Here is a 25,713-nt window from a genome sequence, read left to right on the forward strand (position 1 = left end):
GGAAAGTCCCCGATCAGATTGGAGAACTTCGCCAGCTCGTCGGAGATGATGCGCAGCTTGCGCCCCATCTCGTCGCCCGGGGAGGACGGCCGCGGCCGGGCTACCGGTCCCCGGGCGACACCAGCCCCGACTCGTACGCGAAGATCACGGCCTGTGCCCGGTCGCGCAGTTCGAGCTTGGCGAGCACCCGCCCGATGTGCGTCTTCACGGTCTGCTCGGCGAGGATCAGTGCCTCGGCGATCTCCTGGTTCGACAGTCCCCGGGCGATCAGCTCCAGCACCTCCGTCTCCCGCGGGGTGAGGCCGTTCCGCCGGAGGGCGCCACGGCTCTTGCGGGGCGCCGGCCGCTTGGCGAAGTCGGCGATCAGCCGCCGGGTCACGGACGGCGCGAGCAGCGCCTCGCCGGCCGCCACCACCCGCACCGCGGAGATCAGATCGGCCGGCGGGGCGTCCTTGAGCAGGAATCCGGACGCGCCCGCGCGCAGCGCTTCGTACACGTAGTCGTCGACGTCGAAGGTGGTCAGCATCAGCACCTTGGGGCGGTGGGTCACCCCGCGGGGCGGATCGAGCAGCTGCCGGGCGGCCTCCAGACCGTCCATCTCCGGCATCCGGACGTCCATCAGCACCACATCGGGGTGCGTCCGGCGGCTCAGCGCCACGCCCTGCGCCCCGTCCGGGGCATCGCCCACCACATCGATGTCGCTCTGGGCGGCGAGCAGCGCGGCGAACCCCGCGCGCACCATGGCCTGGTCGTCGACGATGATCACGCGGGTGGTCATGGAGTGCCGGAGTCCTTTGCGGAGAAGGGAGTTGCCGCCGGGGGCGGCGCGGTCAGTGGTATCTGCGCGGCGACCCGGTAGCCGCCGTCGGGCAGCGGCCCGGTGTCGAGTGTGCCCGCCACCAGCCGCACCCGCTCCCGCATCCCCACCAGGCCGTGTCCGGTGCCGGTGGTCTCCAGGGGCGCGGAGGGCGCGGGCGGTGCGGAGTTGACGATCAGCACCGTCAGCCGGGAGCCGTCCTCGGCCGTCGTCACCGACACCCGGGTGTGCGCCCCCGGGGCGTGCCGCACCACATTGGCCAGCGCCTCCTGCACGATGCGGTACGCGGACAGATCCACCGCCGGTTCCAGTGCGACCGGCTCCTCGGGCAGCGCCAACTCCACCGGCACACCGGCCCGTACGGTCCCCTCGACCAGCTTCGGCAGCATGCCGATCCCGGGTTGCGGCGCCTTCTCCGGGGCGCCCTGGCGCTCCGTCTCCTCGCTGCGCAGCACCCCGAGCAGCCGCCGCATCTCGGCCAGCGACTCCCGTGCGGTCGCCGCGATCGCCCCGAACTCCTCCTTCGCCTCCGACGGGATCCCACCGATGCGGTACGGGGCGCTGTCCGCCTGGACCGTGATCACCGACATGTGGTGGGCGACGACGTCGTGCAGCTCACGGGCGATCCGGGTGCGCTCCTCCAGCAGGGTGCGGCGGGCCCGCTCGGCCTCGCTGATGGTCTCCTGCTCGATCAACTTCCGCTGGGCGTCGCCCCGTTCCCGCAGGGCGGCGCCCATCATCAGCATCACGCCGCTCAGGACGAACAGCAGCACCCAGGTGCTCTGGCTGCCGTCCGGGGTCATCAGAACGGAGACGATGCCGGCCGCACCGGTCGCCAGCCACACGGCGATCAGGGTGCGGCGGCGCTCGCGCAGCGACAGCGCCAGCATCAGCGCCAGATAGCCCACGATCACCATGGGCGTCCAGGGCCAGGCCCGGCCCACGACACCGTCGCTGAAGGTCAGCAGCTGGGCCCCGGCCACATCGGCGGCGAAGATCACCCACCAGGCCTGCAGCGGGCGGGTCACCGCGAGCAGCAGCGGCACGGTCTGGGCGGTGGCCACCGCACCGGCCAGCGCACCGTTCATCCGGTAGTCGTGGCTGAGGACGGTGATCGTCGTCGGCAGCAGGGACACCGTGAACGCGAAGGCCACGACGTACGGCACCCGGCGCAGCCAGCGGTTCTGGACGCTGCCGAAGAGGGGGGTCCCCGGCTCGGTCGGTGTGCCGAGCTCGGCGGCGAGCAGGCGCAGCGCCTGGCGTACGGCGCGCAGCGCCCGGCTCCGGACCGGCCCGCGGGCCTGGGCTGAAGTGGGGGAGGGTGGATTCATCGCGCAGTCCATCCAACCGGAGCCCGGCGGCCGGGGCGTCCTCCCTGGGGGTGGCCCGTACCCCGTACCACGGTATGACTCCGGCGCGGGGTGACCGGGGCACGCCGGCCGCGGCGCCGGGTCCCGGTCCGCCGTACCGGGCCCGGGCGGCCACGGAAGGTCAGAGCTCCGCCAGCAACTCGGCCTTCTTCGTGCTGAATTCCTCGTCCGTCAGCAGCCCGGCACCGTGCAGCTCGCCGAGGTGCCGTATCCGCTCGGCGATGTCCGCGGGGTCCCTGCGGGTCTCCCCGGTGCGGTGGCGCACCGGCTCGCCGTCCGGCGTCTCCTCCAGTTCGGCGGCGCGCACCGCCTGCAGCACCGAGGCCGCGAACGGCAGCGACTCGTGCACCGGGCCGTAGCCCAGTCCGAAGACCACGGCGGCCGGGTCCTGGTCGGCCTCGCCCACCCCGGGCTCACGGGCGCCGCGCTCCAGCAGCCGCAGATAGCCGTTGAGGATCTCCGGCGAGCGCCACTCGACCCCGGTCAGCTCGCCGACCGGGAAGGTCTGGTCGCCGCACTTCCACTTCGCCGAGGACGCGCCCGTCCAGAACCAGCGGAAGGCGACCGAGCGGCCGTCGAAGGACGCCTTGCCGTCGTACGCCTTGAAGTGCAGCGGAGCCTTCGGCGCGGCCACCAGATGGCGGTCGGCGGGCTCCTTGGCCGTCGGCCCAAGCACGGTGCGCAGCTCGTCGGCGTAGTACTCGGCGAGCGTCCCGCGGTCCGCCGGCAGCACCAGGCGGTACGGGTCGGAGTCCTCCTTGAGCTGCCCGTTCGCCGCCTCCATCAGGGGGTCGGCGCCGGGCCTGGGCACGGCGTGCAGCACCACCGTGCCACGTCTTCCCTCGGTCACCTCGACAGCGCTCAGCGCCTCGTAGGGGATGCGTCGCTCGCCGAGCGCCTGGAACAGCTTCGGCTTACGGATCCCCCGTTCGAAGCGGATGAGTACCGAGTCTGTGTCGAACTCCCAGACGGCATGAAAACCGGCCAGCACATCACCCATGCGGCTCATCGTATGCGGGCGGTCACCCGCCCGTCCCCCTTCCGGACACCTGGAAGCGCCCGCCGGAGCCGCCCGCGAAGGCGTTCCGGCAGCCGCCTGCTCCGTCCTTTGCCCCGGGGACGCACCCCGCGTCGGGGCGGTTCCCGCGGGTACGGCCCGTCCCCGGGCGCCGGGCCGTACCCGCGGCCACCGGCTGTGCTGCGGGGCGGGCCTCAGACCGGGCCCGTGCCGCAGTGCGGATCGGCGGAGGCACACTCCACCGAGTTGGTCGCACCCACGCCGACCAGCGCGAAGTTGCGCAGGCTGCGGGTGCCGGGGGTGAAGTAGCCGGCGTGCCCGACGGCGCCGTCGGCGGACAGGATCCGGGAGCCGAAGGAGGGGTCGACCGGATCGGCGCCGTGGCCGAGCCCGCCGACCTCCAGGTAGGGCACGTCCTGGATCCAGTCGCCTGCGTCCCGCATCGCCCAGACCCGGGCGCGGGTGCCCAGCCCGGAGAGGCTGTCGGCCCGCATGCCGGGGCTGCCCGCCACCGCGATGTCCCCGACGTTGGCGGGCAGGCCGCGGGCGGCGAGGCCGCACACCACGGAGCCGTAGCTGTGGCAGAACAGCGAGACGCTGTCGGAGGAGGGCAGCGATCCCACCAGGGCCCGCAGGCGGACCGCGCCGGCCGAGGCCAGCTGACCGGTGGCGGCCTCCACGCCCAGGCCGGAGGGGGCTGTGTAGTCGGCCCAGGCGATCACCGCGGTGCGGGCGCCCGGGCGGGCCTGTTGCTCGGCGGAGTAGAGGGAGCGGGCCATGCCGACGGGGGCGGTGTTCGCCCGCGCGGTGCGCTCGAAGGTCGAGAGGTTGGTGTCCACACCGGGCACCACCACCGAGACCCGGTCGGCGGCCGGGAGGTCGCCGAAGACCTCCGCGGCCCGGCCTCCGTTGGCCGGGTCGAACGCCAGGATCTGTCGGCCCGGGGTCATCAGGGACTCCAGGCGGTGCATCAGCCGGCCCGCCTCCTGGCGGCCGACGGGGGTGAGCCGGGGGTCGGCCATGCGCCGTTCCTCGACCTCCCGGGCATTGTCGATCGCCATCTGGTTGGCCTGGTAACGGAGTTGGACGGGTGCGCCGCCCAAGTTGCCGACGACCAGCGGGTATCGGTCGGCGAGCTGGTGCTTCTCGGCCCGGCTCAGGGTGGCGAAGAAGGCCCGTACGGTGCCCGGCGCGGCATTGGGGTCGGGCAACGGGTGCCCGAGGAAGGTGGCGTGCTTCCAGGCGGTCTTGGCGGTGGCCAGCGGATTGGCGTCGTCCTTGGTGCCTCTGATGGCCGTCCAGCCGGTCATGGCAAGCATCACGAACACCACCGCCAGGGCGAGCGCGGCACGCCAAGCGGTGGACTGCAGGAAACCGGAGGAGGGGCCAAGGCCCGGGAAGGAAGTCACCGCGAGCCACCCTAGGAGACGCGACAGGGTGGCTGTCGTGGCCGTGAGTGATATCACGTTTCGCGATGGGTATTTCGACCAAAACGGACACCCGTCAGGGAAAACCCGTGCTCAGTCGTGCAGAAGTGGTCTCAGGGGGAGGGTAATTCGGTTGCGCTGCGGCGGACGGCCGTTACGCGGGGTGGTCGGCGCGGTCGCCGGTGCGAGAGGTGCGGCCGCGGCTCGGCGCACACCGGTGCGGTGCGGTCGGGTGCCGCGGCCGCCGGCTCAGCGTGACGTCCGCCAGTCGTCCTCCATCGCCGGGGCGATGTGGTCCAGGTAGGACTGGGTCAACTCGCGGATGGCTTCGACGCTGTAGTCCTGTCCCACGCCCCAGACCTTGCCCGCCACCCGCATCACCCCGCAGAACGCGGCGACCAGTACCCGCGGCCGGAAATCGGCGTCGACGTCCAGCCCCTCGCGCCGGGCGATCAGTTGCGCGATCTGTTCCTCCAGCTCGGAGGACCGCCGCAGGTGCGCGGCCATCAGCGCCGGTGTGGACTCGATCATTTGGTACGAGCGCATGTGCAGCTCCACCGGGATCACCGGCTCGACGGCGCTGGCGAGGTCGTCCCAGGCGGTCATCACCGCACGGCGCAGCGCGGTCAGCGGGGCCTCGTTCGCGGGCCGCGCCGTGAGCTCGTCGAGGAAGCGGGCCTCGGTGATCTCCTGGGCGGCGAAGGCGACGTCCTCCTTGTTGGCGAAGTAGCGGAAGTACGTCCGCTGGGAGACGTCCACCGCCTCCGCGATCTCGTCGACCGTCGTGGCCTCGTACCCCTGCTCCGTGAACAGTTCGAGCGCGGCGCGGATCAGGGCGTCGCGGGTGCGCTGCTTCTTGCGTTCCCGCAGTCCGCCTGCGAGGGCCGGCTGTGGCGTCGGGGTCGCCATCCTGCGCCGCCTTTCGTTTGTGTTCTCGCTGCTCAGGTTACCTGTGAGCGAGATGACAGTTACCGACTCATGAAATGCTTTGTCAAATGTCAGCCGCTGACATTACTCTCGCCGTATGAGTTCCCAGACCCCGGTCGCCGACGCAGCGCCCGACCTCTCCGTACCTGAGCCCCCGCGCGGGCTGCGCGGCCATCCGTGGCTGACCCTCTTCTCCGTCGCCATCGGCGTCATGATGGTTGCCCTGGACGGCACGATCGTCGCCATCGCCAACCCGGCCATCAAGCAGGACCTCGGTGCCTCGCTCGCCGATGTGCAGTGGATCACCAACGGCTACATGCTCGCGCTGGCCGTGGCGCTGATCACCGCCGGCAAGCTCGGTGACCGCTTCGGCCACCGCCAGACGTTCCTCATCGGCATCCTCGGCTTCGCCGCCGCCTCCGGTGCCATCGGCTTCTCCCACGAGGTCGCGCTGGTCATCTTCTTCCGCGTGCTGCAGGGCCTGTTCGGCGCCCTGCTGATGCCCGCCGCGCTGGGGCTGCTGCGCGCCACCTTCCCCGCCGAGAAGCTCAATATGGCGATCGGTATTTGGGGCATGGTCATCGGCGCCTCCACCGCCGGCGGCCCGATAGTCGGCGGCCTGCTGGTCGAGCACGTCAGCTGGCAGTCCGTCTTCTTCATCAACGTTCCCGTTGGGGTGCTGGCCCTGGTCCTGGGCCTGCTGATCCTCAAGGACCACCGTGCCGTGAACGCCCCGCGGTCGTTCGACGTCCCGGGCATCGTGCTGCTCTCCACAGCGATGTTCTGCCTCATCTGGCCGCTGATCAAGGCCACGGACTGGGGCTGGGGCGATGTGAAGACCTGGGGCTTCCTGATCGGCTCGGTGGTCCTGTTCGCGCTCTTCGCCGTCCTGGAGAGCAAGGTCCGCGAACCGCTCGTCCCGCTGCGGATGTTCCGCTCCCTGCCGCTGACCGCCGGCACGGTCCTGATGGTGCTGATGGCCTTCGCCTTCATGGGCGGCCTGTTCTTCGTGACGTTCTACCTCCAGAACGTGCACGGCATGACCCCCGTCGACAGCGGCCTGCACCTGCTGCCGCTCACCGGCATGATGATCGTGGGTTCCCCGCTCGCGGGCGCGCTGATCACCAAGCTCGGCCCGCGCATCCCGCTGGTCGGCGGCATGGTGCTGACCGCCGTGGCCATGTACGGCATGTCCGGCCTGGACACCGACAGCACCACCGGCCCGATGTCCCTCTGGTTCGCGCTGCTCGGCCTGGGCCTGGCGCCCGTCATGGTCGGCGCCACCGAGGTCATCGTCGGCAACGCCCCGCTGGAGCTCTCCGGTGTCGCCGGCGGTCTGCAACAGGCCGCGATGCAGGTCGGCGGCAGCCTCGGCACGGCCGTGCTGGGCGCCGTGATGGCCTCCCGCGTGGACAACGACCTCATGGGCAACTGGAAGTCGGCCGGTCTCCCGCCGGTCCCGCCCGCGCAGGCGTCCCAGCTGTCCGACGCGGTCTCGGCGGGTATCGCCCCGGTCCCGAAGGGCGCCCCGCCGCAGCTCGCCCAGAAGATCACCGAGGTCGCCCATGACACCTTCGTGTCCGGCATGGGCCTGGCCTTCACGGTCGCCTGCGGTGTGGCGGTCGTCGCCGCGCTTGTCGCGGTCTTCACCAAGCGCGGCGAGAACGCCGAGGCGGGTGCCGGCGTCGGCCATATCTGACCGGCCCCGCCGCGCGACGGCGTACGGCCCCCGCACGGCGAAGGGCGTTCCGGACGTCCAGGGAGTCCGGGCGGCCGTACGCCCCCTCGCCACCGTGCTGCTCCGGCGCGTCGCCGGCCGAACCACCCCCTCGGCCGGCGGCGCGCCGTCGCTTTTTCCGTCAACCCGCCGTCGAGCGGTCCATCTCCCCTCTGTACGGCGCCAGTTGACCTGTGCCGCCGAGCGGAATCCCTCATCCGGATGAGCCTGCACGGGAACCGGCTGCCACAGGCGCCGTCCCCGGCGGGCCGCCGTCCGTCGCCCGCCCCCGCAGGCACCGCGAGGAACGGTTTCCGCAGCCCGCCGCCTCCGCCCGCCCCGCGTCAACCCCGCACACCGGCGCTCCCCAGCCCGCCGCCCTCGCCGTCCACATCCCTGATCCGGGTGGCGCCGCCCCCAGGGCCTTGGCAGCCCCACGGCGCCCCCGCCAGGCTCATGGTCATCGCAACCCGCCGCGGGCGACCGCCCGGCCGCGGGAGACCATCGCCGTACTCCACGGGGGAGATTTCCATGCGCACTCCGACGTCCCGCACCACCGCGCTGTTCACCGGCCTCGCCGCCCTGGCCACTGCGCTCGCCGTCCCGGCCGCCCTCGCGCCGCCGGCCGCGCAGGCGGCCGCCGCCGGCCCCGCCCCCGCCGCGGGCGCCTGCGCACCGGGCCAGCTGTGCCTCTGGCCGGAGGCGGACTTCCACGGCGGGCGGCGGGCCCACGAGCTGTCTGACACCGACATCGAGAGCTGCATCCCGCTGCCCAAGGGCAGCGGCGCCGCCTCGTTCGCCAACCGCACCGGCCGGCCGGTCACCACCTACCAGAGCGCCGAATGCGCCGAGACCGGCGAGTACGACACCTATCCGGGCGGCGGCAGCTGGGTGCCCCGGTCCCCGTACCGGGTACGGGCGTTCAAGGTCTGGGAGCGCTGAGGCCGACACGCACCTCGCCCCCGACAGCACGGGGCTGCCGGGGGCGAGGAACGCGGTGATCGCGGCCGGGCGTCAGGCGTCGCCGCCGGCCTCACCGGCCTCGGCGGCCGAGACGTCCAGCAGCTCGTAGCGGTCGATCGCCTGCTTCAGCAGCGACCGGTCCACCTTGCCCTCCTTGGCGAGCTCGGTGAGCACGCCGAGGACGATGGACTGCGCGTCGATGTGGAAGAAGCGACGGGCCGCGCCACGGGTGTCCGCGAAGCCGAAACCGTCGGCGCCCAGCGACTGGTACGTGCCGGGGACCCAGCGCGCGATCTGGTCCGGGACGGAACGCATCCAGTCCGAGACCGCGACCTTCGGGCCCTCGGTGCCCTGGAGCTTCTGCGTCACGTACGGGACGCGCTGCTCCTCCTCCGGGTGCAGGAGGTTGTGCTCCTCGGCGTCCACCGCGTCACGGCGCAGCTCGTTCCAGGAGGTCGCCGACCAGACGTCGGCCTTGACGTTCCACTCGTCGGCGAGGATCTGCTGGGCCTCGATCGCCCACGGCACGGCCACGCCCGAGGCGAGGATCTGGGCGGCGTGCTCGCCCTTCTCCCCGGCCTTGACGCGGTGCAGACCCTTGAGGATGCCCTCGACGTCGACGTCGCCCGGCTCCGCGGGGTGCTGGATCGGCTCGTTGTAGACGGTCAGGTAGTAGAAGACGTCCTCGGAGTTCTCGCCGTACATCCGGCGCAGACCGTCCTTGACGATGTGCGCGATCTCGTAGCCGTAGGCCGGGTCGTAGGCGACACACGCCGGGTTGGTCGAGGCCAGCAGCTGGGAGTGGCCGTCGGCGTGCTGCAGGCCCTCACCGGTCAGCGTCGTCCGGCCGGCGGTCGCACCCAGCACGAAGCCGCGCGCGAGCTGGTCGGCCATCTGCCAGAACTGGTCACCGGTGCGCTGGAACCCGAACATCGAGTAGAAGACGTACACCGGGATCAGCGGCTCGCCGTGCGTGGCGTAGGCCGAGCCCGCCGCGATCAGCGACGCGGTGCAGCCCGCCTCGGTGATGCCGTCGTGCAGCATCTGGCCGGTCGGGGACTCCTTGTAGGCCAGGAGCAGTTCGCGGTCCACCGCCTCGTACTGCTGGCCCAGCGGGTTGTAGATCTTGGCCGACGGGAAGAACGCGTCCATGCCGAAGGTGCGGTACTCGTCGGGCGCGATCGGCACGAACCGCTTGCCGATCTCCTTGTCCCGCATGAGGTCCTTCAGGATCCGGACGAACGCCATGGTCGTGGCGATCTTCTGCTGCCCCGAGCCCTTCTTGGCGCCCGCGTAGGCCTTGTCGTCCGGCAGCTGCAGCGGCTCGGCGCGCACGACACGGGTGGGTACGTACCCGCCCAGTCCCTTGCGGCGGTCGTGCATGTACTGGATCTCTTCGGAGTTCCGGCCCGGGTGGTAGTACGGCGGCAGGCCGTCCTCCAGGTCCTTGTCCGGGATCGGCAGGTGCAGCCGGTCACGGAAGCCCTTGAGGTCCTCGACCGTCAGCTTCTTCATCTGGTGGGTCGCGTTGCGGCCCTCGAAGTTCGGGCCGAGCGTCCAGCCCTTGACGGTCTGCGCGAGGATCACCGTCGGCTGGCCCTTGTGGGCCTTGGCCGCCGCGTACGCCGCGTAGATCTTCTTGTGGTCGTGACCGCCGCGGCCCAGGTGCAGGATCTGGTCGTCGGTCATGTTCGCGACCATCGCCCGCAGGCGCTGGTCGTCACCGAAGAAGTGGTCGCGGATGTACGCGCCGCTCTCGGTGGCGTACGTCTGGAACTGTCCGTCCGGCGTGCTGTTGAGCTTGTTGACCAGGATGCCGTCCCGGTCCTGCGCCAGCAGCGGGTCCCAGCTGCGGTCCCACACCAGCTTGATGACGTTCCAGCCGGCGCCGCGGAACTGCGACTCCAGCTCCTGCATGATCTTGCCGTTGCCGCGGACCGGGCCGTCCAGGCGCTGCAGGTTGCAGTTGACGACGAAGGTCAGGTTGTCCAGGCCCTCGCGCGCGGCGATGGACAGCTGGCCCAGCGACTCGGGCTCGTCCATCTCGCCGTCGCCCAGGAACGCCCAGACGTGCGACTTGGAGGTGTCGGCGATGCCGCGCGCCTCCAGGTAGCGGTTCATCCGCGCCTGGTAGATCGCGCCGAGCGGGCCGAGACCCATGGAGACGGTCGGGAACTCCCAGAAGTCCGGCATCAGCCGCGGGTGCGGGTAGCTGGACAGGCCGTTCGGAGCCTTGGACTTCTCCTGGCGGAAGGCGTCCAGTTGGGTCTCGTCGAGGCGGTCCAGCAGGAACGCGCGGGCGTAGATGCCGGGGGAGGCGTGGCCCTGGAAGAAGATCTGGTCGCCGCCGTCGCCCTCGTCCTTGCCCCGGAAGAAGTGGTTGAAGCCCACGTCGTAGAGGGAGGCGGAGGAGGCGAAGGTGGCGATGTGGCCACCGACGCCGATGCCCGGACGCTGGGCGCGGGAGACCATGACGGCGGCATTCCACCGGGTCGCGTTGAGGACCTTGCGCTCGATCTCCTCGTTGCCGGGGAAGAACGGCTCGTCCTTGGTCGCGATGGTGTTGATGTAGTCCGTGCTGCGCATCTCGGGCACGGCCACACGCTTCTCGCGGGCCCGCTCGATCAGTCGGAGCATGAGGTAGCGAGCACGTTCCCGGCCTCGCTCGTCAATCGCCGCATCGAGCGAGTCGAGCCATTCCTGGGTCTCTTCGGGATCGAAGTCCGGGACCTGGCTGGGAAGGCCGCCAATGATGATCGGGTTTCGATCGGATCCGGAAGCCACGCTGTTCCTTCGTGTTCGGGTCGTGTCGTGCTCGGCACGCTATTCATGCTGCGCACGGGACGAATGCTGTCTCTGCCTGGGTGTCGCGCCGTCTTCCATCGTGTACCGAGCCACAGGGGTACGTCACCTCTACCGATGGGTAACCATTCGCTGAGAGAGGGCGCTGAAAAGGCCGCTTTCTCGGGTCGGCCAAATCGCAACCATACGCCCACGTCGAAAGTGCTTCGCGTACGGACGTGCGGACCCCGAAAGGGGGCCCCTGGCGGACCCGCCCACCCCCCGAAGGGACCAGTCGCGCGCGGCTACCCGATAAACCGAGCAGAATGCTGTGGTGTGAATCACTTCAGCCTGTCCCGTCGGGGTCGCGGTTGCGGCGAGACGCCTCCAAACGTCACCGTTTCGGCGGTCTGGACCGCCGGGTACTTGCGCGATCCGCCCGGCCCGTGTGGACTACGCCCAATGCTCCGCGCACGCGCGGGGTCCCCGAGTACTTCCCGAAACATGACAGGAGGCAATCCGTGAGCGCGACCGCGGACCACGCGGAGGAGCGGACCAACCCTGCCGCCAGGCTGGGGTTCGAGCCCGGACAGGTGGTCCAGGAGATCGGTTACGACGACGACGTCGATCAGGATCTCCGCGAAGCCATTGAGACCGTGATCGGCCAGGATCTCGTCGATGAGGACTACGACGACGTGGCCGACGTCGTGCTGCTGTGGTTCCGCGACGAGGACGGCGACCTCACGGACGCGCTGGTGGATGCCATCGGTCTGATCGACGAGGGCGGCCAGATCTGGCTGATGACGCCCAAGACGGGCCGTGACGGCTACATCGAGCCCAGCGACATCAACGAAGCCGCGCAGACCGCGGGCCTGTCCCAGACCCGGAGCATCAACGCCGGCAAGGACTGGACGGGCAGCCGCCTGGTCACGCCCAAGGCAGCCAAGGCCGGCGGCAAACGCTGACCGGCACCCCGGCATCCGCCACCGAGCCCCCTCCGCCTGTTCCGGAGGGGGCTCGGCCCCGTTCCGTACGGGTTCCCCCGGTGGCCACCCCGGCGCGTAGGGTTGGCAGCGTTCTGTAGAGCGTGAGCGGAAGGGAACCACCCCATGGCGATCGAGGTCGGCACGAAGGCTCCGGATTTCGAGCTGAAGAACCAGCACGGTGAGCTGGTCAAGCTCTCCGACTTCCGCGGCGAGAAGGCCGTCGTCCTCCTCTTCTACCCCTTCGCCTTCACCGGCGTGTGCACCGGTGAGCTGTGCGCGCTCCGCGACGAGCTGCCCAAGTTCGTCAACGACGACGTCCAGCTGCTGGCCGTCTCCAACGACTCCCCGTTCTCGCTGCGCATCTTCGCCGAGCAGGAGGGCCTGGAGTACCCGCTGCTGTCGGACTTCTGGCCGCACGGCGAGGCCTCCCGGGCGTACGGCGTCTTCGACGAGGAGAAGGGCTGCGCGGTGCGCGGCACCTTCGTCATCGACAAGGAGGGCGTGGTGCGCTGGACGGTCGTCAACGGCCTGCCCGACGCCCGCGACCTGAACGACTACGTCAAGGCGCTCGACGCCCTCTGAGCCGACGCGCTCCGTGTGCGCCCCCGGCGTCCGCATGGCCGACATCCGCGTGATCCAGGTGCGATAGCTGCAATCGGTGGGAACCGGTCACTAGGATCAATTCGTTGATCCGATGCCATGCACGATGGGGGCGCACATCTATACGTACCCCTCGAATCTTTGGGAGGACTCGTGGGAGTCAGCCTCAGCAAGGGCGGCAACGTCTCGCTGACGAAGGAAGCCCCCAATCTGACCGCCGTCGTGGTCGGTCTGGGCTGGGACGCGCGTACCACCACCGGTACGGACTTCGACCTGGACGCCAGCGCCCTGCTGACGAACGACCAGGGCAAGGTGGCCAACGACCAGAACTTCGTGTTCTTCAACAACCTCAAGAGCCCCGACGGTTCGGTCGAGCACACCGGCGACAACATCACCGGTGAGGGCGAGGGCGATGACGAGCAGATCAAGGTGAACCTGGCCGCGGTGCCGGCCGATGTCGCCAAGATCGTCTTCCCGGTGTCGATCTACGACGCCGAGACCCGCCAGCAGAGCTTCGGCCAGGTCCGCAACGCCTTCATCCGCGTGGTCAACCAGGCCGACAACAACGAGCTGGCCCGCTACGACCTGAGCGAGGACGCCTCCACCGAGACCGCCATGGTCTTCGGCGAGCTGTACCGCAACGGCGCCGAGTGGAAGTTCCGCGCCATCGGCCAGGGCTACGCCTCCGGCCTGCGCGGTATCGCCCAGGACTTCGGCGTCAACGTCTGACCGGCCGGATCCCGATCCGACCGTCGACGTCCGACATCCGGCCGGACCGCCGCCGCAGCGGCGGTCCGTGCCGTGCAGTGACCGTGTCCGGCGCCGTACGCCCCCAGGGGAGTGCGGCGCCGGACACGCTTGAAGCGAGGCGGGCCGCGCCGGGGGCGCGGCCCGCACCGACACCGGGGAGGAAGCGAACGATGGGCGTCACACTCGCCAAGGGGGGCAATGTCTCCCTGTCCAAGGCGGCTCCGAATCTCACCCAGATCACGGTCGGCCTCGGCTGGGACGCGCGGTCCACGACCGGCGCGCCGTTCGACCTCGACGCCAGCGCACTGCTGTGCCAGTCGGGGCGGGTGCTGGGGGACGAGTACTTCGTCTTCTACAACAACCTCACGAGCCCGGAGGGCTCCGTCGAGCACACCGGCGACAACCTCACGGGCGAGGGAGAGGGCGACGACGAGTCGATCGTCGTGGACCTCTCGAAGGTGCCCGAACAGGTCGACAAGATCGTCTTTCCGGTCTCGATCCATGAGGCCGATCCGCGCGGCCAGAGCTTCGGCCAGGTCAGCAACGCATTCATCCGCATCGTGAATCAGACCGACGGCAGCGAACTGGCCCGTTACGACCTCAGCGAGGACGCATCCGGCGAAACCGCGATGATCTTCGGTGAGGTGTACCGCCACAACGGCGAATGGAAGTTCCGGGCGGTAGGACAGGGGTACGCGTCGGGCCTGCGGGGCATCGCTCTAGACTTCGGGGTCAACGTTTCGTAAAGCGCCGCGCGCTGCGCGCGGGGGGCCCACACACCGAGGGATTGGGTAGGCAGTGCTCCTGAAAACCTTTGGCTGGTCGTTCGCCGTCACGGTGGCCGGCCTCGCCGCGGCCGGCGTGTTCTGGGGGTGGCAAGGGCTCGCGATTGTCGGGATCCTGTCCATCTTGGAGATCTCGGTCTCGTTCGACAACGCCGTCATCAACGCAGGCATCCTGCGCAAGATGAACGCCTTCTGGCAGAAGATCTTCCTGACCGTCGGCATTCTCATCGCCGTATTCGGCATGCGGCTGGTGTTCCCCGTCGTGATCGTTGCGATCACCGCGAAGCTGGGCCCGATCGAGGCGGTCAAGCTCGCCATCAACGACAAGGCGCATTACCAGGAACTGGTCACCAGTGCCCACCCGGCCATTGCGGCCTTCGGTGGCATATTCCTGTTGATGATCTTTCTCGACTTCCTCTTCGAGGAGCGCGACCACAAGTGGCTGGCGTGGATCGAGAAGCCCATGGCCAAGATGGGCAAGCTCGACATGCTGTCCGTGATCGTCGCGCTGGTCGTCCTGCTGGTGACGGCGATGACGGTGGCCACCAACGTCGCGCACGGCGGCGGTGACAAGACCGCCACGGTCCTGCTCGCCGGCGTCGCGGGCCTGATCACCTACCTCGTGGTCGGTGGGATCTCCGGCTACTTCGAGGACAAGCTCGAAGAGGACGAGGACGGGGACGGGGAAGAGGGCGAAGGCGGCGACGAGGGCACGGCTGGCGAGAAGGCCGCCGTCCCCGCGGCCAACGGCACCGGCGCGGCTCTGGGGCTGGCCGGCAAGGCCGCGTTCTTCCTGTTCCTCTACCTGGAGGTCATCGACGCGTCGTTCTCCTTCGACGGCGTCATCGGCGCCTTCGCCATCACCAACGACATCTTCATGATGGCGCTGGGCCTGGGCATCGGTGCGATGTACATCCGCTCGCTGACCGTCTTCCTGGTCCGCAAGGGAACCCTGGACGACTACGTCTACCTGGAGCACGGCGCGCACTACGCGATCGGCGCGCTGGCCGTCATCCTGCTGGCCACGATCAAGTACGAGATCAGCGAGGTCGTCACCGGCCTGGTCGGTGTGGTGCTGATCGGTCTCTCCTTCGCCTCGTCGGTGATCCGCAACCGGCGCGAGGGCAAGCCCGGAGACCCGACGGGCGCCAAGGCGGAGGTCACGTCCGGAGTGTGACGCGACACTGATTGCGGAACGCTCTCTGCGGGGCGGCCGGAGGTACGGACCTCCGGCCGCCCCGCGGTCATTGGTCGAGCGATGGGGTGGGCAAAGTGTCGTTCCTGGGGAACCTCTGGCGCGGTGGCGCGCAGAAGTTTGACTTCGACAGCGGCGGGGCGTCGTACGTCGTCGAGCTGACGAAACGCAATCCGGCGGTCTCGCTGACCAAGCAGGGCGCGGCCACCGGGCATCTGCGGGTCAATCTGCACTGGCAGATGCGGACCTCCGATCTGTACGAGCGGACCGGGCAGGGCAGGGGCAGCCTGCTGCGGAACCCGGGCAAGCTCTTCAAGCCCGAGGTCGTCCAGGCGCAGGGACCGGCCGTGGTCAACGTCGACCTGGACCTGGCCTGCCTGTACGAGCTCAAGGACGGCACCAAGGGCGTGGTCCAGCCGCTGGGCAACTTCCTGGGGGAGCTCAACGGGGCGCCGTTCGTCCAGCTCAGTGGCGACGACCGGTTCGGATCCGGCACCGGCGAGACGCTGTACATCAACCTTGACCAGCGCGACGAGATCAAGCGGATGCTGATCTTCGTCTACATCTACGACGGCACGCCGGCCTTCGACCGCACCCACGCGGTCGTGACGCTCTACCCGAGCAGCGGGCCACGGGTGGAGGTCAAGCTGGACGAGCGGGCGCCGCAGGCCCGCTCCTGCGCCGTCTTCATGCTGCAGAACGTCAAGGGTGAGCTGACGGTCCGCCGCGAGGTGAAGTACGTCTACGGCTTCCAGGCGGAGCTCGACCGGCTGTACGGCTGGGGGCTCCAGTGGGGGCGGGGGTACAAGTCGAAGGTGTGACGGCGCCGCCGGGTGCCGGGGCCGGGGCCGCGGGGACGTCGGTGGTGGCTGCGTCGGGTGCTGCGGGGGCGGTGGCGGCCGGCGGGGCGGTTTCGGGGGCCGGCCGCGCGGGGCGCGCCACGGGCCGGCTGGGCCGGGCGCACCGCGGGGCGGGCGCGCCCGGCGGCGGAGACTTCCGCGGCGAGCGGTGCCGGGGCGACACCACCAGGGCGACTCCATCGGAGGCGAACGACCGGGGCGCTCTTCGGGAGCTGCGTGTCGGACCCCGCCGGCCCACGGAGATCCGCAGGAAGCCCCTCAGCGGCGCTGGAACTGCGGTCCCTGGGGCGGCAGCACGAAGGACGGGTCCGGCACGAACGGCTGCTGCACCGGATAGCCGTATGTCGACGCCGGGTACGGCTGCTGCTGCGGCGGCGGTCCCGGGTAGCCGTAGGCGGGCGGTTGCTGCGGCTGGTACTGGGGCGGCGGTCCCGGGTAGCCGTAGGCAGGCTGGGCCGGGGGCTGGGAGGGCGGCGGCGGAACGTTCGGCGGGTAGCCGTAGCCGCCGCTGGTGGGCGGGGGGCCCAAGGGCGCCGGGGGGACCGCGCCGGTCGGAGGTGCCTGGGGCGGCGCGCCGGCCGGGGGCAGCGGCGCGGCCGAGAACGGCTCCGGCATCGCGTCCGACACCTGCTGGGTGACGGCCGCGGGGTCCGATGCCGGGGAGCCCTGCGGATCCGCAGCGGACGGCGGGCCCGAGGCCTGTTCGGGCCAGACGCTCGGTGGCGGCGTCGTGGGGGCGGATGGCCCACCGGGGGCGGACGTGCCGGAAGGAGGGGGGGACCCGGCCGCGGGGCCGCCGGCCGCGGCGCCGCTCTCCGTGGCGCTGCCGCTCACCGGGCCGCTGCCGCTCGTCGGGCCGCTCGCTGTGGAGGAGGCGGCCGGGGCCGGGGACGTACCGGAGGTCTCGTCCTGCGCGGGTGAGGGCATGGCCTCCGTGGGCTCCGAGCCCAGCGGCACCGGTGCCGGCTCCGGTGCGGTCTGCGCTGCTCCCTCGGCACCGGCGCCGTGGTCGTCGTTCTCCTCCACCGAGATCCCGAACTCGGTGGCCAGGCCGAACAGACCGCTGTCGTACCCCTGCCCCAGGGCGCGGAACTTCCAGCCCTGCGCACGGCGGTACAACTCCCCGCAGATCAGGGCCGTCTCCTGACCGGTCTCCGGCACCACGTCGAAGACCGCCAGGGGCTCCCCGTCGCTCTCCGCCGCGTCGAACAGCAGGACCCGCAGATCCGTGACGCCGGCGAAGGGACCGCCGTCCGACGAAGCGGCCAGCACGACCCGGTCCACCGAGGGGTCCAGTGAGCCCAGCTCCGCCTCGATGGTGTCGGCGAAACCGTCGTCCTGCTGGGTCTTGGGGAGGTGCCGGATCAGCCCGCTGGGGTGGTGCGGCTGGTTGTAGAAGACGAAGTCCTCGTCGGAGCGCACGCGTCCCTCGGGCCCCACCAACAGCGCCGAGGCATCGACATCAGGGACCCCGGCGCCGGGCGTCCAGCGCAGCACGGCCCGTACCGCCGTGGCATCGAGGGGTACGTTCGACCCTTTCAGCATCGCGTGCGTCATGCCGCAATCCTGCCTTCCCTAAGGTCGCAGCGACAACGCGGGGCCCGTGAGCCGTGTCCGGTGCGCCTCTGCAGGACACCTGGACACGTCATGGGGGTTACGTGATTTTCACGTACGCGGGAACTATCCACACCCCCACACACGTACGATTACCGGCTGGATCCAGACAGCGAGACGCAGCGGGGGTGCCCGGGGTCCCGCATCTAGACGGGGAGTTCTATGCGTCATTTCGGGTACCTTCCGCCTGACACCCGGAAGGCACTGTTCCACCAAGAGCCCGCGGAGTTCACTGCCGACTCTCCGGCCCGGATGCTTGCGGTCGCCCTCGGCGCCACGCTCTACAGCCCCGCCACCCGCCCACGGCTCGCCGCCGACGTCCTCAAGCAGGCCGCACGCGGCGTGATGTCGATGGTGCTGTGCCTTGAGGACTCCATAGGGGACGCCGATGTCGAGGCCGGTGAGGAGAACCTCGTCCGGCAGCTCGGCCTCCTCGACACCGCCGCCCAGGAGGGCGCGGACCTGCCGCTGCTCTTCGTCCGCGTCCGGGCTCCGGGCCAAATACCGGACCTGGTACGCCGGATGGGGCCGGCGGTGCACTGCCTGTCCGGATTCGTTCTGCCGAAGTTCACCGAGGAGCGCGGGATCCCGTTCCTCGAAGCGCTGACCGCGGCCGAGGCCGCCAGCGACCGGCGCCTGTTCGCCATGCCCGTCCTGGAGTCCCCGGAGCTGCTGCACCTGGAGAGCCGCGTTGAGACCCTGGAGGGCATCGCCAGGGCCGTCGACAAGTACCGGGAGCGGGTCCTAGCCCTGCGGCTGGGCGTCACCGACTTCTGCTCCGCCTACGGCCTGCGCAGACCTCCCGACATCACGGCCTACGACGTCCAGATCGTCGCCTCCGTGATCTCCGACGTGGTCAACGTCCTGGGGCGGGCGGACGGTACCGGCTTCACCGTCACCGGCCCGGTCTGGGAGTACTTCCGGCTGCATGAGCGCATGTTCAAGCCACAATTGCGGCGCAGCCCGTTCCTCGGTCGCGCCGAGGAACTGCGTACCGCGCTGATCGAGCACGACATGGACGGCCTGCTCCGCGAGATCGAACTGGACCGTGCCAACGGCCTGCAGGGCAAGACCTGCATCCACCCCACCCATGTGGCGCCGGTGCACGCCCTCTCCGTGGTGAGCCATGAGGAGTTCAGCGACGCCGCGGACATCCTGCGGCCGGAACGCGGCGACGGCGGGGTCATGCGCTCCGCCTATACGAACAAGATGAACGAGGTGAAGCCGCACCGCGCCTGGGCCGAACGGACCCTGCTGCGCGCGGAGGCCTTCGGGGTCGCCCGCGAGGGCGTCGGCTTCGTGGAACTGCTGACGGCCAGCCTGCCGCAGACCTGAGACATGGCGACGGACGAGATGAACGGTACGACGGAGGAGACGGAACGCGTGGTGTGGACGGGAGAGTGGGTCGCCGGCCGGCTCGGGGTCTCGCTCGACGGCGGGGACGAGCTGCCGGAACTGCTGGGGCTGGCGCTGCGGCGCAACCCCCGGCGCGCCCATCTGCTCGTGTCGAACGTGCTGGGCAAGCACGTACCGCAGCGGCCGGCGGTGATCCACGGCGCCGGCTTCGGACTGGGGCGCCGGGTGCGGGAACTCCTGGGCGACGAGGCCGCCGCCCGCTCCGTCGTCCTGGGCTACGCCGAGACCGCCACCGGCCTGGGCCACTCGGTGGCCGACGGGCTGGCACTCGCGCCCTACCTGCACTCCACCCGTCGCCCGGTGGCGGGCGTGGCGCAGGTCGGCGGCTTCGAGGAGGAGCACAGCCATGCCACCTCCCACCTGCTGCTCCCCGAGGACCCCGAACTCCTCGCCGGTGACGGTCCGCTGGTCCTCGTCGACGACGAGTTCTCCACCGGCAGGACCGTCCTGAACACCATCCGGGCGCTGCACGCACGCTTCCCGCGCGAGCGGTACGTGGTCGTCGCCCTGGTCGACATGCGCTCCGACGCGGACCGCGGCCACCTGGAGAAGTTCGCTGCGGAACTGGGCGCCCGCGTCGACCTCGTCGCGCTGGCCGCGGGCGGGGTGCGGCTCCCCGAGGACGTCCTGCTGCGCGGACAACGACTCGTCGCCGAGTACGAAGCGGTTGCCGAGGGCGAGGCTGCCGCCGGGCACCACCAGGCCGTTGCCTCGGACGAAAGCACGGCGTCGGACAAAGCCGTTGCTGAGGACGAGGCCGTTGCCGAGGGCGAGGTCGGCGCCGAGGGCGAGGGAGCCGGGGAGCGCCGCGCGGAGGGGGCGTCCGGGGCTCGTCCCGAGCCCGCCTCCGGCGGCGGCGCGCGGGCGGAACGGATCGAGCTCGACTGGCCGGCCGGCGTGCCGGACGGCGGACGGCACGGCTTCACACCGGCGCACCGTAGGCGGTTGGAAGCCGCCCTGCCGGACCTGGCGGCGCGCCTCGCGCCTCATCTGGACGGCGCCCGCCGCATCCTGGTCCTCGGCAACGAGGAGCTGATGTACGCCCCGCTGCGGATCGCCGAGGCGCTGGACGTCCTGGTGACCGAGGGCCCGGACGGCCCCGACGGCCCGGACGGCTCCATCGGCGAGGACGGCTCGGTCGGTGGCCCCGGCTCGGTGAGCGGCCCCGGCTCGGTCGGTGGCCCCGGCTCGGTCGGTGGCCCCGGCTCGGTCGGTGGCCCCGGCTCGGTCGGCGGGGAGGGCGTGGCTCCGCCACGCACCGGTGAGCCGGCCGCCCAGGCCGCCGATCCGGAGGTGTACTTCTCGACCACCACCCGCTCGCCCGTGCTCGCCGTGGACGACCCCGGCTACGCGATACGGACCCGGCTCTCCTTCCCCGCCCATGACCGTCCGGCCGACGGCCCGGGGGAGCGGTACGCCTACAACGTCGCGGCCGGCGCCGACCCGCAACGGCGGTTCGACGCCGTCGTCGCCGTCGTCGACTCCCACGGCGACCGGCCCGAACTCCACGCCCCCGGCGGCCTGTTGGACCGCCTCGCCGGGCACACCGACCGGCTGCTGCTGGCCGTCATCCCCTCGTACGCACCGCACCCCCGGGCCCGCTCCCTGTCGCTCCCCGAGCCGCTGCGCGGCCCCGCCTTCTCCTCCTACGCGGCCGACGAGGTCGGTTGGCTGCTGCAGGACCTGTCCGACCTCACGCTGGAGGCGCCCACCGAGGAGCGGGAGGAGGCGATTCAGCAGGGCGGCGCCCACTACGCCGAGTCGCTGCCGGTGGAGTACCAGCCGAGCGAGCAGTACCAGGCGCTCTTCCACAGCGCGCTGGGGACCTCCGCGGCCCGGATCGCGCGCGCCGTGGGCACCGTCACCGAGACCGTGCTCGCCGAACGCGGCCCCCGCCCCGTGCTGGTCTCGCTGGCGCGGGCCGGCACCCCCGTCGGGGTCCTGATGCGCCGCTGGGCGCGGCACACGCACGGCCTGGACCTGCCGCACTACGCGGTGTCGATCGTCCGTGGCCGGGGGATCGACACCACTGCGCTGCGCTGGCTGGCCGCCCATCACGACCCGGCGGACGTGGTGTTCGTGGACGGCTGGACCGGCAAGGGCGCCATCACCCGAGAACTCGCCGACGCCCTCGCCGACCTCCCCGGCTTCGACCCGAGGATCGCCGTGCTCGCAGACCCCGGCGGCTGTGTCGAGACGTACGGCACCCGCGACGACTTCCTCATCCCCTCCGCCTGCCTCAACTCCACCGTCTCCGGCCTCATATCGCGCACCGTCCTGCGCGCCGACCTCGTCGGACCGGACGACTTCCACGGCGCGAAGTTCTACCGCGAGCTGGCCGACACCGACCTGTCGCGCACCTTCCTCGACACGGTCGCCGCCCGCTTCGACGAGGTCACCGATGAGGTCGCCGCGGAGGTGGAGGAGCTCGCCGCCGCCGACCGCACGCCCACCTGGGCGGGCTGGACGGCCGTCGAGCGGATCAGCGCGGAGTACGGGATCGACGACGTCAACCTCGTCAAACCCGGTGTCGGTGAGACCACACGCGTGCTGCTGCGCCGGGTCCCCTGGAAGATCCTGGCCCGGAAGGGCGCCGGGGCCGATCTCGATCATGTGCGCCTCCTGGCGGAACAACGGGGCGTGCCCGTCGAAGAGGTCGACGAACTGCCCTACACCTGTGTGGGGTTGATCCACCCCCGCTTCACCCGCGGGGCGACGGGGGCCGACGGCAAGGCGGTGGCCGCCCGATGAGCACGATCGTCGCCAGCGACCTCGACCGCACCCTGATCTACTCGTCCGCCGCGCTGAGCCTCGCCATGCCTGACGCCGAGGCCCCGCGGCTGCTGTGCGTCGAGACCTATGACCGCAAGCCGCTGTCCTATATGACGGAGGCGGCCGCCGGACTGCTTGCCGAACTGGCCGCCGGCACCACCTTCGTACCGACCACCACCCGCACCCGTGAGCAGTACGGACGCATCCATCTCCCGGGCCCGGAACCGGAGTTCGCGATCTGCGCCAACGGCGGGCACCTGCTCGTCCGCGGGGAGTCCGACCCGGACTGGCAGCGCACCGTCGCCGAGCGGCTGGCCGCGCAGTGCGCACCCCTGGACGAGGTCCGCGCGCACCTCGTCCGCACCGCCGACCCCGCCTGGCTGCGCAAGGAACGGGTCGCCGAGGACCTGTTCGCCTATCTCGTGGTGGACCGGCCGCTGCTGCCCGGGACCTGGGTGAAGGACCTCGCCGGCTGGGCGGAGGAGCGGGGCTGGGCCGTCTCCCTCCAGGGCCGCAAGATCTATGCCGTGCCCCGGCCGCTGACCAAGGGCGCAGCCGTGGCGGAGGTGCGGCGCCGTACCGGGGCATCGACGGTCCTCGCCGCCGGTGACTCCCTGCTCGACGCCGATCTGCTGCTGGCCGCGGACCGCGGCTGGCGCCCCGGACACGGTGAACTGGCGGACTCCGGTTGGCGGGCCTCCCATGTCACGGCCCTCGACGAGCGGGGCGTCGCCGCGGGCGAGGAGATCCTGCGGGCCTTCCTCCGCGGCGCCACGCCCCCCGGCTGCGCCGGCTGATCCGGACGACGGCCCCGCCGGGGCCTGGCGGTTCTGCGGTACCTCGGGGACATGGCAGGGGAGGGCGATGCCTCGGCCGGGCTCGTGGAGGGAGGGAACGTGGAGGGAGGGGAAATAGCCGCTGACAGCGGCGGGGCTCGGCTAGTCTCGCCGAGGCGGTCGGCGGCACCGTCCGGTGATCGGCCGAAACCGCGATCCTTGATCAAGAGGAGAGCCCGTGGCTGAGTCCAAGAGCACACCGATCACAGCAGAGTTGTACGACTACGTCCTCGCCCACAATCCGCCGCTGGACGCGGCCCAGCGCGACATCGTGGAACTCACCCACGAACGGTTCCCCGAGGCGGCCGGGATGCAGTCGGCCGAAGAGCAGGGGCCGCTGCTGGCGTTCCTCGTCCGGTTGACCGGGGCCCGGCACATCGTCGAGGTGGGCACGTTCACCGGCTACTCGACGCTGTCCATGGCCCAGGCGTTGCCCGCGGACGGCACCCTGATCGCCTGTGACGTCTCCGAGGAGTGGACGGCGTACGGCAGGGAGGCATGGGCGAAGGCCGGCGTCGCGGACCGTATCGAGCTGCGGATCGCCCCCGCACTGGAGACGCTGCGGGCGATGCCGACCGAACCGCACATCGATCTTGTCTACCTCGACGCGGACAAGGGGGGCTACATCGGGTACTGGGACGAGTTGGTGCCGCGCATGCGGCCCGGAGGCCTGATCGTCGCGGACAACGTCCTGTACCACGGCGAGGTCGTCGACCCGGCCGCGACCGGTTCGGCCCTGGCGATCAGGGCCTTCAACGACCATGTCCTGGCGGATCAGCGGATGGAGGCGGTGATGCTCACCGTGGCGGACGGTGTGACGCTGGCGCGCAAGCGGTAGTGCGCCAGCGGTAGCGCGCGAGCGGTGGTAGGCAAGCAGCAGTGCCGGGCCGGGGGCTGCGCACAGGGCCTGCGCAGAGGCTGCGTGCAGGCCCTCAACGCAGTCCCTCGGCGTGGGACATCAGCGTGGGACCTCCGTGCAGGCCCACAGCGTGGGGCCTCAGGGCGGGGCCTCAGCGCAGGCCCTCCGTGCAGGCCCTCCGTGCAGGCCCTCAGCGCGGGCCCGGTGAGAGTCCCCGCCCTCAGGTGGCCTAGCCGCAGCAGCCGCCTCCGCAGCAGCCGCCGCCCCCACCGCTCGGGGCGGCCGACGGTGCGGTGGCGGAGCCGCCGACGGCGACCGTGGAGAGCAGCTTCACGGTGTCCTCGTGGCCTTCCGGGCAGACGGCCGGGGCGGAGGACTCGGCCATCGGCCGGTTCAGCTCGAAGGTGGAGCCACAGGGGCGGCACCGGTATTCATAACGAGGCATGGCCACAGATTAGCCGCGGCGCGGCTCAGCGGACGACGGTGCCGGGCGGCGAGCCCAGCATGCCCAGCTCCGCGCGGGTCGGCGCGCCCTCCCAGTCACCAGGGGACGCCACCGCGAACGCCCCCGTGGTGGTGGCGCGCTCCAACCGTCCGGCCGGCCCCGCACCGTCCAGCAGCGCCGACAGATACCCGGCCACAAACGCATCGCCCGCGCCGACGGCGTCCACGGCTCGTACGGAAGGGGCGGGCTGGTGCAGGGTGCCATCCCCGGTGTGGACCGTCGCCCCCGCCGCCCCGAGTTTGACCACCACCTCACGGACGCCCCCGTCCAGCAGGCGTCCGGCCTGGTCGGCAACGAGAGCCTCCCCACCAGCGGCGCCGGGGCCCGCCGAGGCACCCCCGGCTCCCGCCGAGGCACCCCCGGCTCGCGCCGACGCGCCCCCGGCCCCCGGCGTCTCCTGCATCCCTCGGGCCCCAGGCGTCTCCTGCGTGCCCTCGACCCCCGGTGTCTTCTGCGCACCCCCGCTCCTGCCTCCGCCTCCGGGGAGGCACAGCGGCAGCTCGTCCTCGGAGGCGATCAGGATGTCCACGAAGGGCATCCACTCGCTCAGCACCGACGCGGCCTCCTCGGCGGTCCACAGCCGGGACCGGAAGTTCACATCGAGGCACACCAACGCACCGCTCCGCCGCGCCAATTGGACGGCCCGGTCCGCCGCGGTGCGAGCCGTGGCGCTCAGCGCCGGGGTGATCCCGGTCAGATGCAGCACCCGCGGCGGGGCGGCGGCGAAGGCACCCTCGACGGCGCCGGCCGTGAACACCTCCGGGCGCGCCGCCTGTCCCGCACGCGGGGACCCGTCGCCGTCGGCCGCGGCCGACGGCTCGGGCCCGCTGCCGGGCCCGCCTCCCTCCCCGTCCTGCACGGCCGTCGCCCGTCCCGTCACCCCGCGCACACCGCCTTGAACTCCGCCGCACGCTTGCGCAACTCGTCCAGATCGCCCCCGTCCGCCGCATCCCCGACCAGCGAGGACCCGACGCCCACGGCCACCGCACCGGCGTCGAAGTACGCCTGCGCCATGCCCGTGTCCACCCCGCCGACCGGTACGAACGGGACCTCGGGGAAGGGGCCCCGGAGCGCCCGCAGATACTCCGGCCCACCGGCGGCCGACGCCGGGAACAGCTTCAGCGCGGAAACGCCCAGCGCCTCCGCCGCGATCACCTCGGACGGTGTCAGCACGCCGGCGAGCGTCGGCAGTCCCTGACGCACGGACTCCTCCAGCCCCGCCCCCAGCCCCGGCGTGACGATCAGATTCGCCCCGGCCTCGGCCGCGCACCGGGCGTCGTGGCCGGTCAGGACGGTGCCCGCGCCGAGCCAGGCCGCGTCGCCGAGCTCGGCCCGGGCCCGCCGGATGACCTTGAGCGCCTCTCTGCCGCCGAGGGAGACCTCGATCAGCGGAAGACCGGCCTCCGCAAGCGCCATGACGGTGCGGAAGGACGCCTCCGCCTCCCTGCCCCGGATGATGACGACCAGCCGCTCGGTCCGGAGCGCTTCGCTGAAGTCCATGGCGTTTCCTGCTTT

22 protein-coding genes are annotated in these 25,713 nt (G+C 71.4%); 12 read left to right on the forward strand and 10 right to left on the reverse strand.

Translation table 11 applies throughout. From position 1 onward, the window contains the following. Positions 1 to 100: 100 nt before the first annotated feature. From AB0G84_RS32170 to AB0G84_RS32190, 5 genes are all read right to left on the reverse strand, one after another. A complete protein-coding gene (locus AB0G84_RS32170; protein ID WP_361328759.1) occupies positions 101 to 778 on the reverse strand; it encodes a response regulator transcription factor in 678 nt (225 codons plus the stop codon). After that, a complete protein-coding gene (locus AB0G84_RS32175; RefSeq protein WP_361328762.1) occupies positions 775 to 2,148 on the reverse strand; it encodes a sensor histidine kinase in 1,374 nt (457 codons plus the stop codon). The genes AB0G84_RS32170 and AB0G84_RS32175 overlap by 4 nt, the downstream gene beginning before the upstream one ends. Before the next feature lie 160 nt (positions 2,149 to 2,308). Next, a complete protein-coding gene (locus AB0G84_RS32180; protein WP_361328765.1) occupies positions 2,309 to 3,187 on the reverse strand; it encodes a DUF4429 domain-containing protein in 879 nt (292 codons plus the stop codon). 212 nt (positions 3,188 to 3,399) lie between these two features. Continuing rightward, complete coding sequence (locus tag AB0G84_RS32185; RefSeq protein ID WP_361328768.1) at positions 3,400 to 4,614, reverse strand: alpha/beta hydrolase; 1,215 nt, start codon at positions 4,612 to 4,614, stop codon at positions 3,400 to 3,402. 267 nt (positions 4,615 to 4,881) lie between these two features. Continuing rightward, complete coding sequence (locus tag AB0G84_RS32190; protein WP_361328770.1) at positions 4,882 to 5,541, reverse strand: TetR family transcriptional regulator; 660 nt, start codon at positions 5,539 to 5,541, stop codon at positions 4,882 to 4,884. Between the two features lie 115 nt (positions 5,542 to 5,656). Here AB0G84_RS32190 and AB0G84_RS32195 point away from each other — a divergent pair, with 115 nt between their 5' ends. Both AB0G84_RS32195 and AB0G84_RS32200 read left to right on the forward strand, forming a co-directional pair. Further along, positions 5,657 to 7,258, forward strand: coding sequence for an MFS transporter (locus AB0G84_RS32195; RefSeq protein WP_361328773.1), 1,602 nt, complete (start codon positions 5,657 to 5,659; stop codon positions 7,256 to 7,258). Between the two features lie 549 nt (positions 7,259 to 7,807). Then, on the forward strand, positions 7,808 to 8,218 hold the full coding sequence (locus tag AB0G84_RS32200) for a peptidase inhibitor family I36 protein (protein WP_361328776.1): 411 nt from the start codon (positions 7,808 to 7,810) through the stop codon (positions 8,216 to 8,218). A 72-nt stretch (positions 8,219 to 8,290) separates the two neighbouring features. Here the strand turns inward: AB0G84_RS32200 and aceE are convergent, their stop codons facing one another. Then, positions 8,291 to 11,023 carry a pyruvate dehydrogenase (acetyl-transferring), homodimeric type gene (gene aceE / locus AB0G84_RS32205; RefSeq protein WP_361328779.1) on the reverse strand — a complete coding sequence of 911 codons (2,733 nt, stop codon included), beginning with the start codon at positions 11,021 to 11,023 and terminating at the stop codon, positions 8,291 to 8,293. Between the two features lie 518 nt (positions 11,024 to 11,541). Here aceE and AB0G84_RS32210 point away from each other — a divergent pair. From AB0G84_RS32210 to AB0G84_RS32235, 6 genes are all read left to right on the forward strand, one after another. After that, positions 11,542 to 11,985 carry a DUF3052 domain-containing protein gene (locus AB0G84_RS32210; RefSeq protein WP_361328783.1) on the forward strand — a complete coding sequence of 148 codons (444 nt, stop codon included), beginning with the start codon at positions 11,542 to 11,544 and terminating at the stop codon, positions 11,983 to 11,985. 144 nt (positions 11,986 to 12,129) lie between these two features. Then, positions 12,130 to 12,588 carry a peroxiredoxin gene (locus AB0G84_RS32215; RefSeq protein ID WP_361328786.1) on the forward strand — a complete coding sequence of 153 codons (459 nt, stop codon included), beginning with the start codon at positions 12,130 to 12,132 and terminating at the stop codon, positions 12,586 to 12,588. Positions 12,589 to 12,759: 171 nt separating this feature from the next. Beyond that, the gene (locus AB0G84_RS32220) at positions 12,760 to 13,335 is read left to right on the forward strand and encodes a TerD family protein (RefSeq protein ID WP_033268713.1); all 576 of its coding nucleotides are present in this window, start codon (positions 12,760 to 12,762) and stop codon (positions 13,333 to 13,335) included. A 191-nt stretch (positions 13,336 to 13,526) separates the two neighbouring features. Beyond that, positions 13,527 to 14,102 carry a TerD family protein gene (locus AB0G84_RS32225; protein ID WP_361328789.1) on the forward strand — a complete coding sequence of 192 codons (576 nt, stop codon included), beginning with the start codon at positions 13,527 to 13,529 and terminating at the stop codon, positions 14,100 to 14,102. Between the two features lie 52 nt (positions 14,103 to 14,154). Continuing rightward, positions 14,155 to 15,318 (forward strand): DUF475 domain-containing protein, encoded by a 1,164-nt coding sequence (locus tag AB0G84_RS32230; RefSeq protein WP_361328792.1) that lies wholly within the window; start codon positions 14,155 to 14,157, stop codon positions 15,316 to 15,318. A gap of 95 nt (positions 15,319 to 15,413) precedes the next feature. Then, entirely contained in the window at positions 15,414 to 16,157 is a 744-nt protein-coding gene (locus tag AB0G84_RS32235) for a Tellurium resistance (RefSeq protein WP_361328795.1), read from the forward strand. Positions 16,158 to 16,454: 297 nt separating this feature from the next. Here AB0G84_RS32235 and AB0G84_RS32240 read toward each other — a convergent pair whose 3' ends face one another. Beyond that, a complete protein-coding gene (locus AB0G84_RS32240) occupies positions 16,455 to 17,753 on the reverse strand; it encodes a TerD family protein (protein ID WP_361328798.1) in 1,299 nt (432 codons plus the stop codon). Between the two features lie 219 nt (positions 17,754 to 17,972). On the opposite strand from AB0G84_RS32240, the gene AB0G84_RS32245 reads away from it, so the two are divergent. The 4 genes from AB0G84_RS32245 (at position 17,973) to AB0G84_RS32260 (ending at position 23,672) form a co-directional block, all read left to right on the forward strand. Then, positions 17,973 to 19,145 carry an HpcH/HpaI aldolase/citrate lyase family protein gene (locus AB0G84_RS32245; protein ID WP_361328801.1) on the forward strand — a complete coding sequence of 391 codons (1,173 nt, stop codon included), beginning with the start codon at positions 17,973 to 17,975 and terminating at the stop codon, positions 19,143 to 19,145. A 3-nt stretch (positions 19,146 to 19,148) separates the two neighbouring features. Then, the gene (locus AB0G84_RS32250) at positions 19,149 to 21,977 is read left to right on the forward strand and encodes a phosphoribosyltransferase (protein ID WP_361328804.1); all 2,829 of its coding nucleotides are present in this window, start codon (positions 19,149 to 19,151) and stop codon (positions 21,975 to 21,977) included. After that, positions 21,974 to 22,795 carry an HAD family hydrolase gene (locus AB0G84_RS32255; protein ID WP_361328807.1) on the forward strand — a complete coding sequence of 274 codons (822 nt, stop codon included), beginning with the start codon at positions 21,974 to 21,976 and terminating at the stop codon, positions 22,793 to 22,795. The genes AB0G84_RS32250 and AB0G84_RS32255 overlap by 4 nt, the downstream gene beginning before the upstream one ends. A gap of 217 nt (positions 22,796 to 23,012) precedes the next feature. Then, the gene (locus AB0G84_RS32260) at positions 23,013 to 23,672 is read left to right on the forward strand and encodes an O-methyltransferase (protein WP_361328810.1); all 660 of its coding nucleotides are present in this window, start codon (positions 23,013 to 23,015) and stop codon (positions 23,670 to 23,672) included. Between the two features lie 250 nt (positions 23,673 to 23,922). Here AB0G84_RS32260 and AB0G84_RS32265 read toward each other — a convergent pair whose 3' ends face one another. The 3 genes from AB0G84_RS32265 to AB0G84_RS32275 are packed head-to-tail and all read right to left on the reverse strand — an operon-like array spanning position 23,923 to position 25,698. After that, the gene (locus tag AB0G84_RS32265) at positions 23,923 to 24,138 is read right to left on the reverse strand and encodes a zinc ribbon domain-containing protein (RefSeq protein ID WP_361328812.1); all 216 of its coding nucleotides are present in this window, start codon (positions 24,136 to 24,138) and stop codon (positions 23,923 to 23,925) included. A 25-nt stretch (positions 24,139 to 24,163) separates the two neighbouring features. Then, positions 24,164 to 25,087: a PfkB family carbohydrate kinase gene (locus AB0G84_RS32270; RefSeq protein WP_361328815.1), complete on the reverse strand. Its 924-nt coding sequence runs from the start codon at positions 25,085 to 25,087 to the stop codon at positions 24,164 to 24,166. After that, positions 25,075 to 25,698, reverse strand: a complete 624-nt coding sequence (locus tag AB0G84_RS32275) for a bifunctional 4-hydroxy-2-oxoglutarate aldolase/2-dehydro-3-deoxy-phosphogluconate aldolase (RefSeq protein ID WP_361328818.1) — start codon at positions 25,696 to 25,698, stop codon at positions 25,075 to 25,077. The genes AB0G84_RS32270 and AB0G84_RS32275 overlap by 13 nt, the downstream gene beginning before the upstream one ends. Between the last annotated feature and the right edge of the window lie 15 nt (positions 25,699 to 25,713).

The sequence above is a fragment of the Streptomyces sp. NPDC020742 genome (genome assembly GCF_040641675.1).
Taxonomy (GTDB): domain Bacteria; phylum Actinomycetota; class Actinomycetes; order Streptomycetales; family Streptomycetaceae; genus Streptomyces.

Bases quoted from the DNA above. Each gene is read 5' to 3' on its own strand.
- AB0G84_RS32170 (WP_361328759.1), bottom strand. From the start codon at position 778: ATGACCACCCGCGTGATCATCGTCGACGACCAGGCCATGGTGCGCGCG.
- AB0G84_RS32175 (WP_361328762.1), bottom strand. From the start codon at position 2,148: ATGAATCCACCCTCCCCCACTTCAGCCCAGGCCCGCGGGCCGGTCCGG.
- AB0G84_RS32180 (WP_361328765.1), bottom strand. From the start codon at position 3,187: ATGGGTGATGTGCTGGCCGGTTTTCATGCCGTCTGGGAGTTCGACACA.
- AB0G84_RS32190 (WP_361328770.1), bottom strand. From the start codon at position 5,541: ATGGCGACCCCGACGCCACAGCCGGCCCTCGCAGGCGGACTGCGGGAA.
- AB0G84_RS32195 (WP_361328773.1), top strand. From the start codon at position 5,657: ATGAGTTCCCAGACCCCGGTCGCCGACGCAGCGCCCGACCTCTCCGTA.
- AB0G84_RS32200 (WP_361328776.1), top strand. From the start codon at position 7,808: ATGCGCACTCCGACGTCCCGCACCACCGCGCTGTTCACCGGCCTCGCC.
- AB0G84_RS32215 (WP_361328786.1), top strand. From the start codon at position 12,130: ATGGCGATCGAGGTCGGCACGAAGGCTCCGGATTTCGAGCTGAAGAAC.
- AB0G84_RS32225 (WP_361328789.1), top strand. From the start codon at position 13,527: ATGGGCGTCACACTCGCCAAGGGGGGCAATGTCTCCCTGTCCAAGGCG.
- AB0G84_RS32240 (WP_361328798.1), bottom strand. From the start codon at position 17,753: ATGACGCACGCGATGCTGAAAGGGTCGAACGTACCCCTCGATGCCACG.
- AB0G84_RS32245 (WP_361328801.1), top strand. From the start codon at position 17,973: ATGCGTCATTTCGGGTACCTTCCGCCTGACACCCGGAAGGCACTGTTC.
- AB0G84_RS32250 (WP_361328804.1), top strand. From the start codon at position 19,149: ATGGCGACGGACGAGATGAACGGTACGACGGAGGAGACGGAACGCGTG.
- AB0G84_RS32255 (WP_361328807.1), top strand. From the start codon at position 21,974: ATGAGCACGATCGTCGCCAGCGACCTCGACCGCACCCTGATCTACTCG.
- AB0G84_RS32265 (WP_361328812.1), bottom strand. From the start codon at position 24,138: ATGCCTCGTTATGAATACCGGTGCCGCCCCTGTGGCTCCACCTTCGAG.
- AB0G84_RS32275 (WP_361328818.1), bottom strand. From the start codon at position 25,698: ATGGACTTCAGCGAAGCGCTCCGGACCGAGCGGCTGGTCGTCATCATC.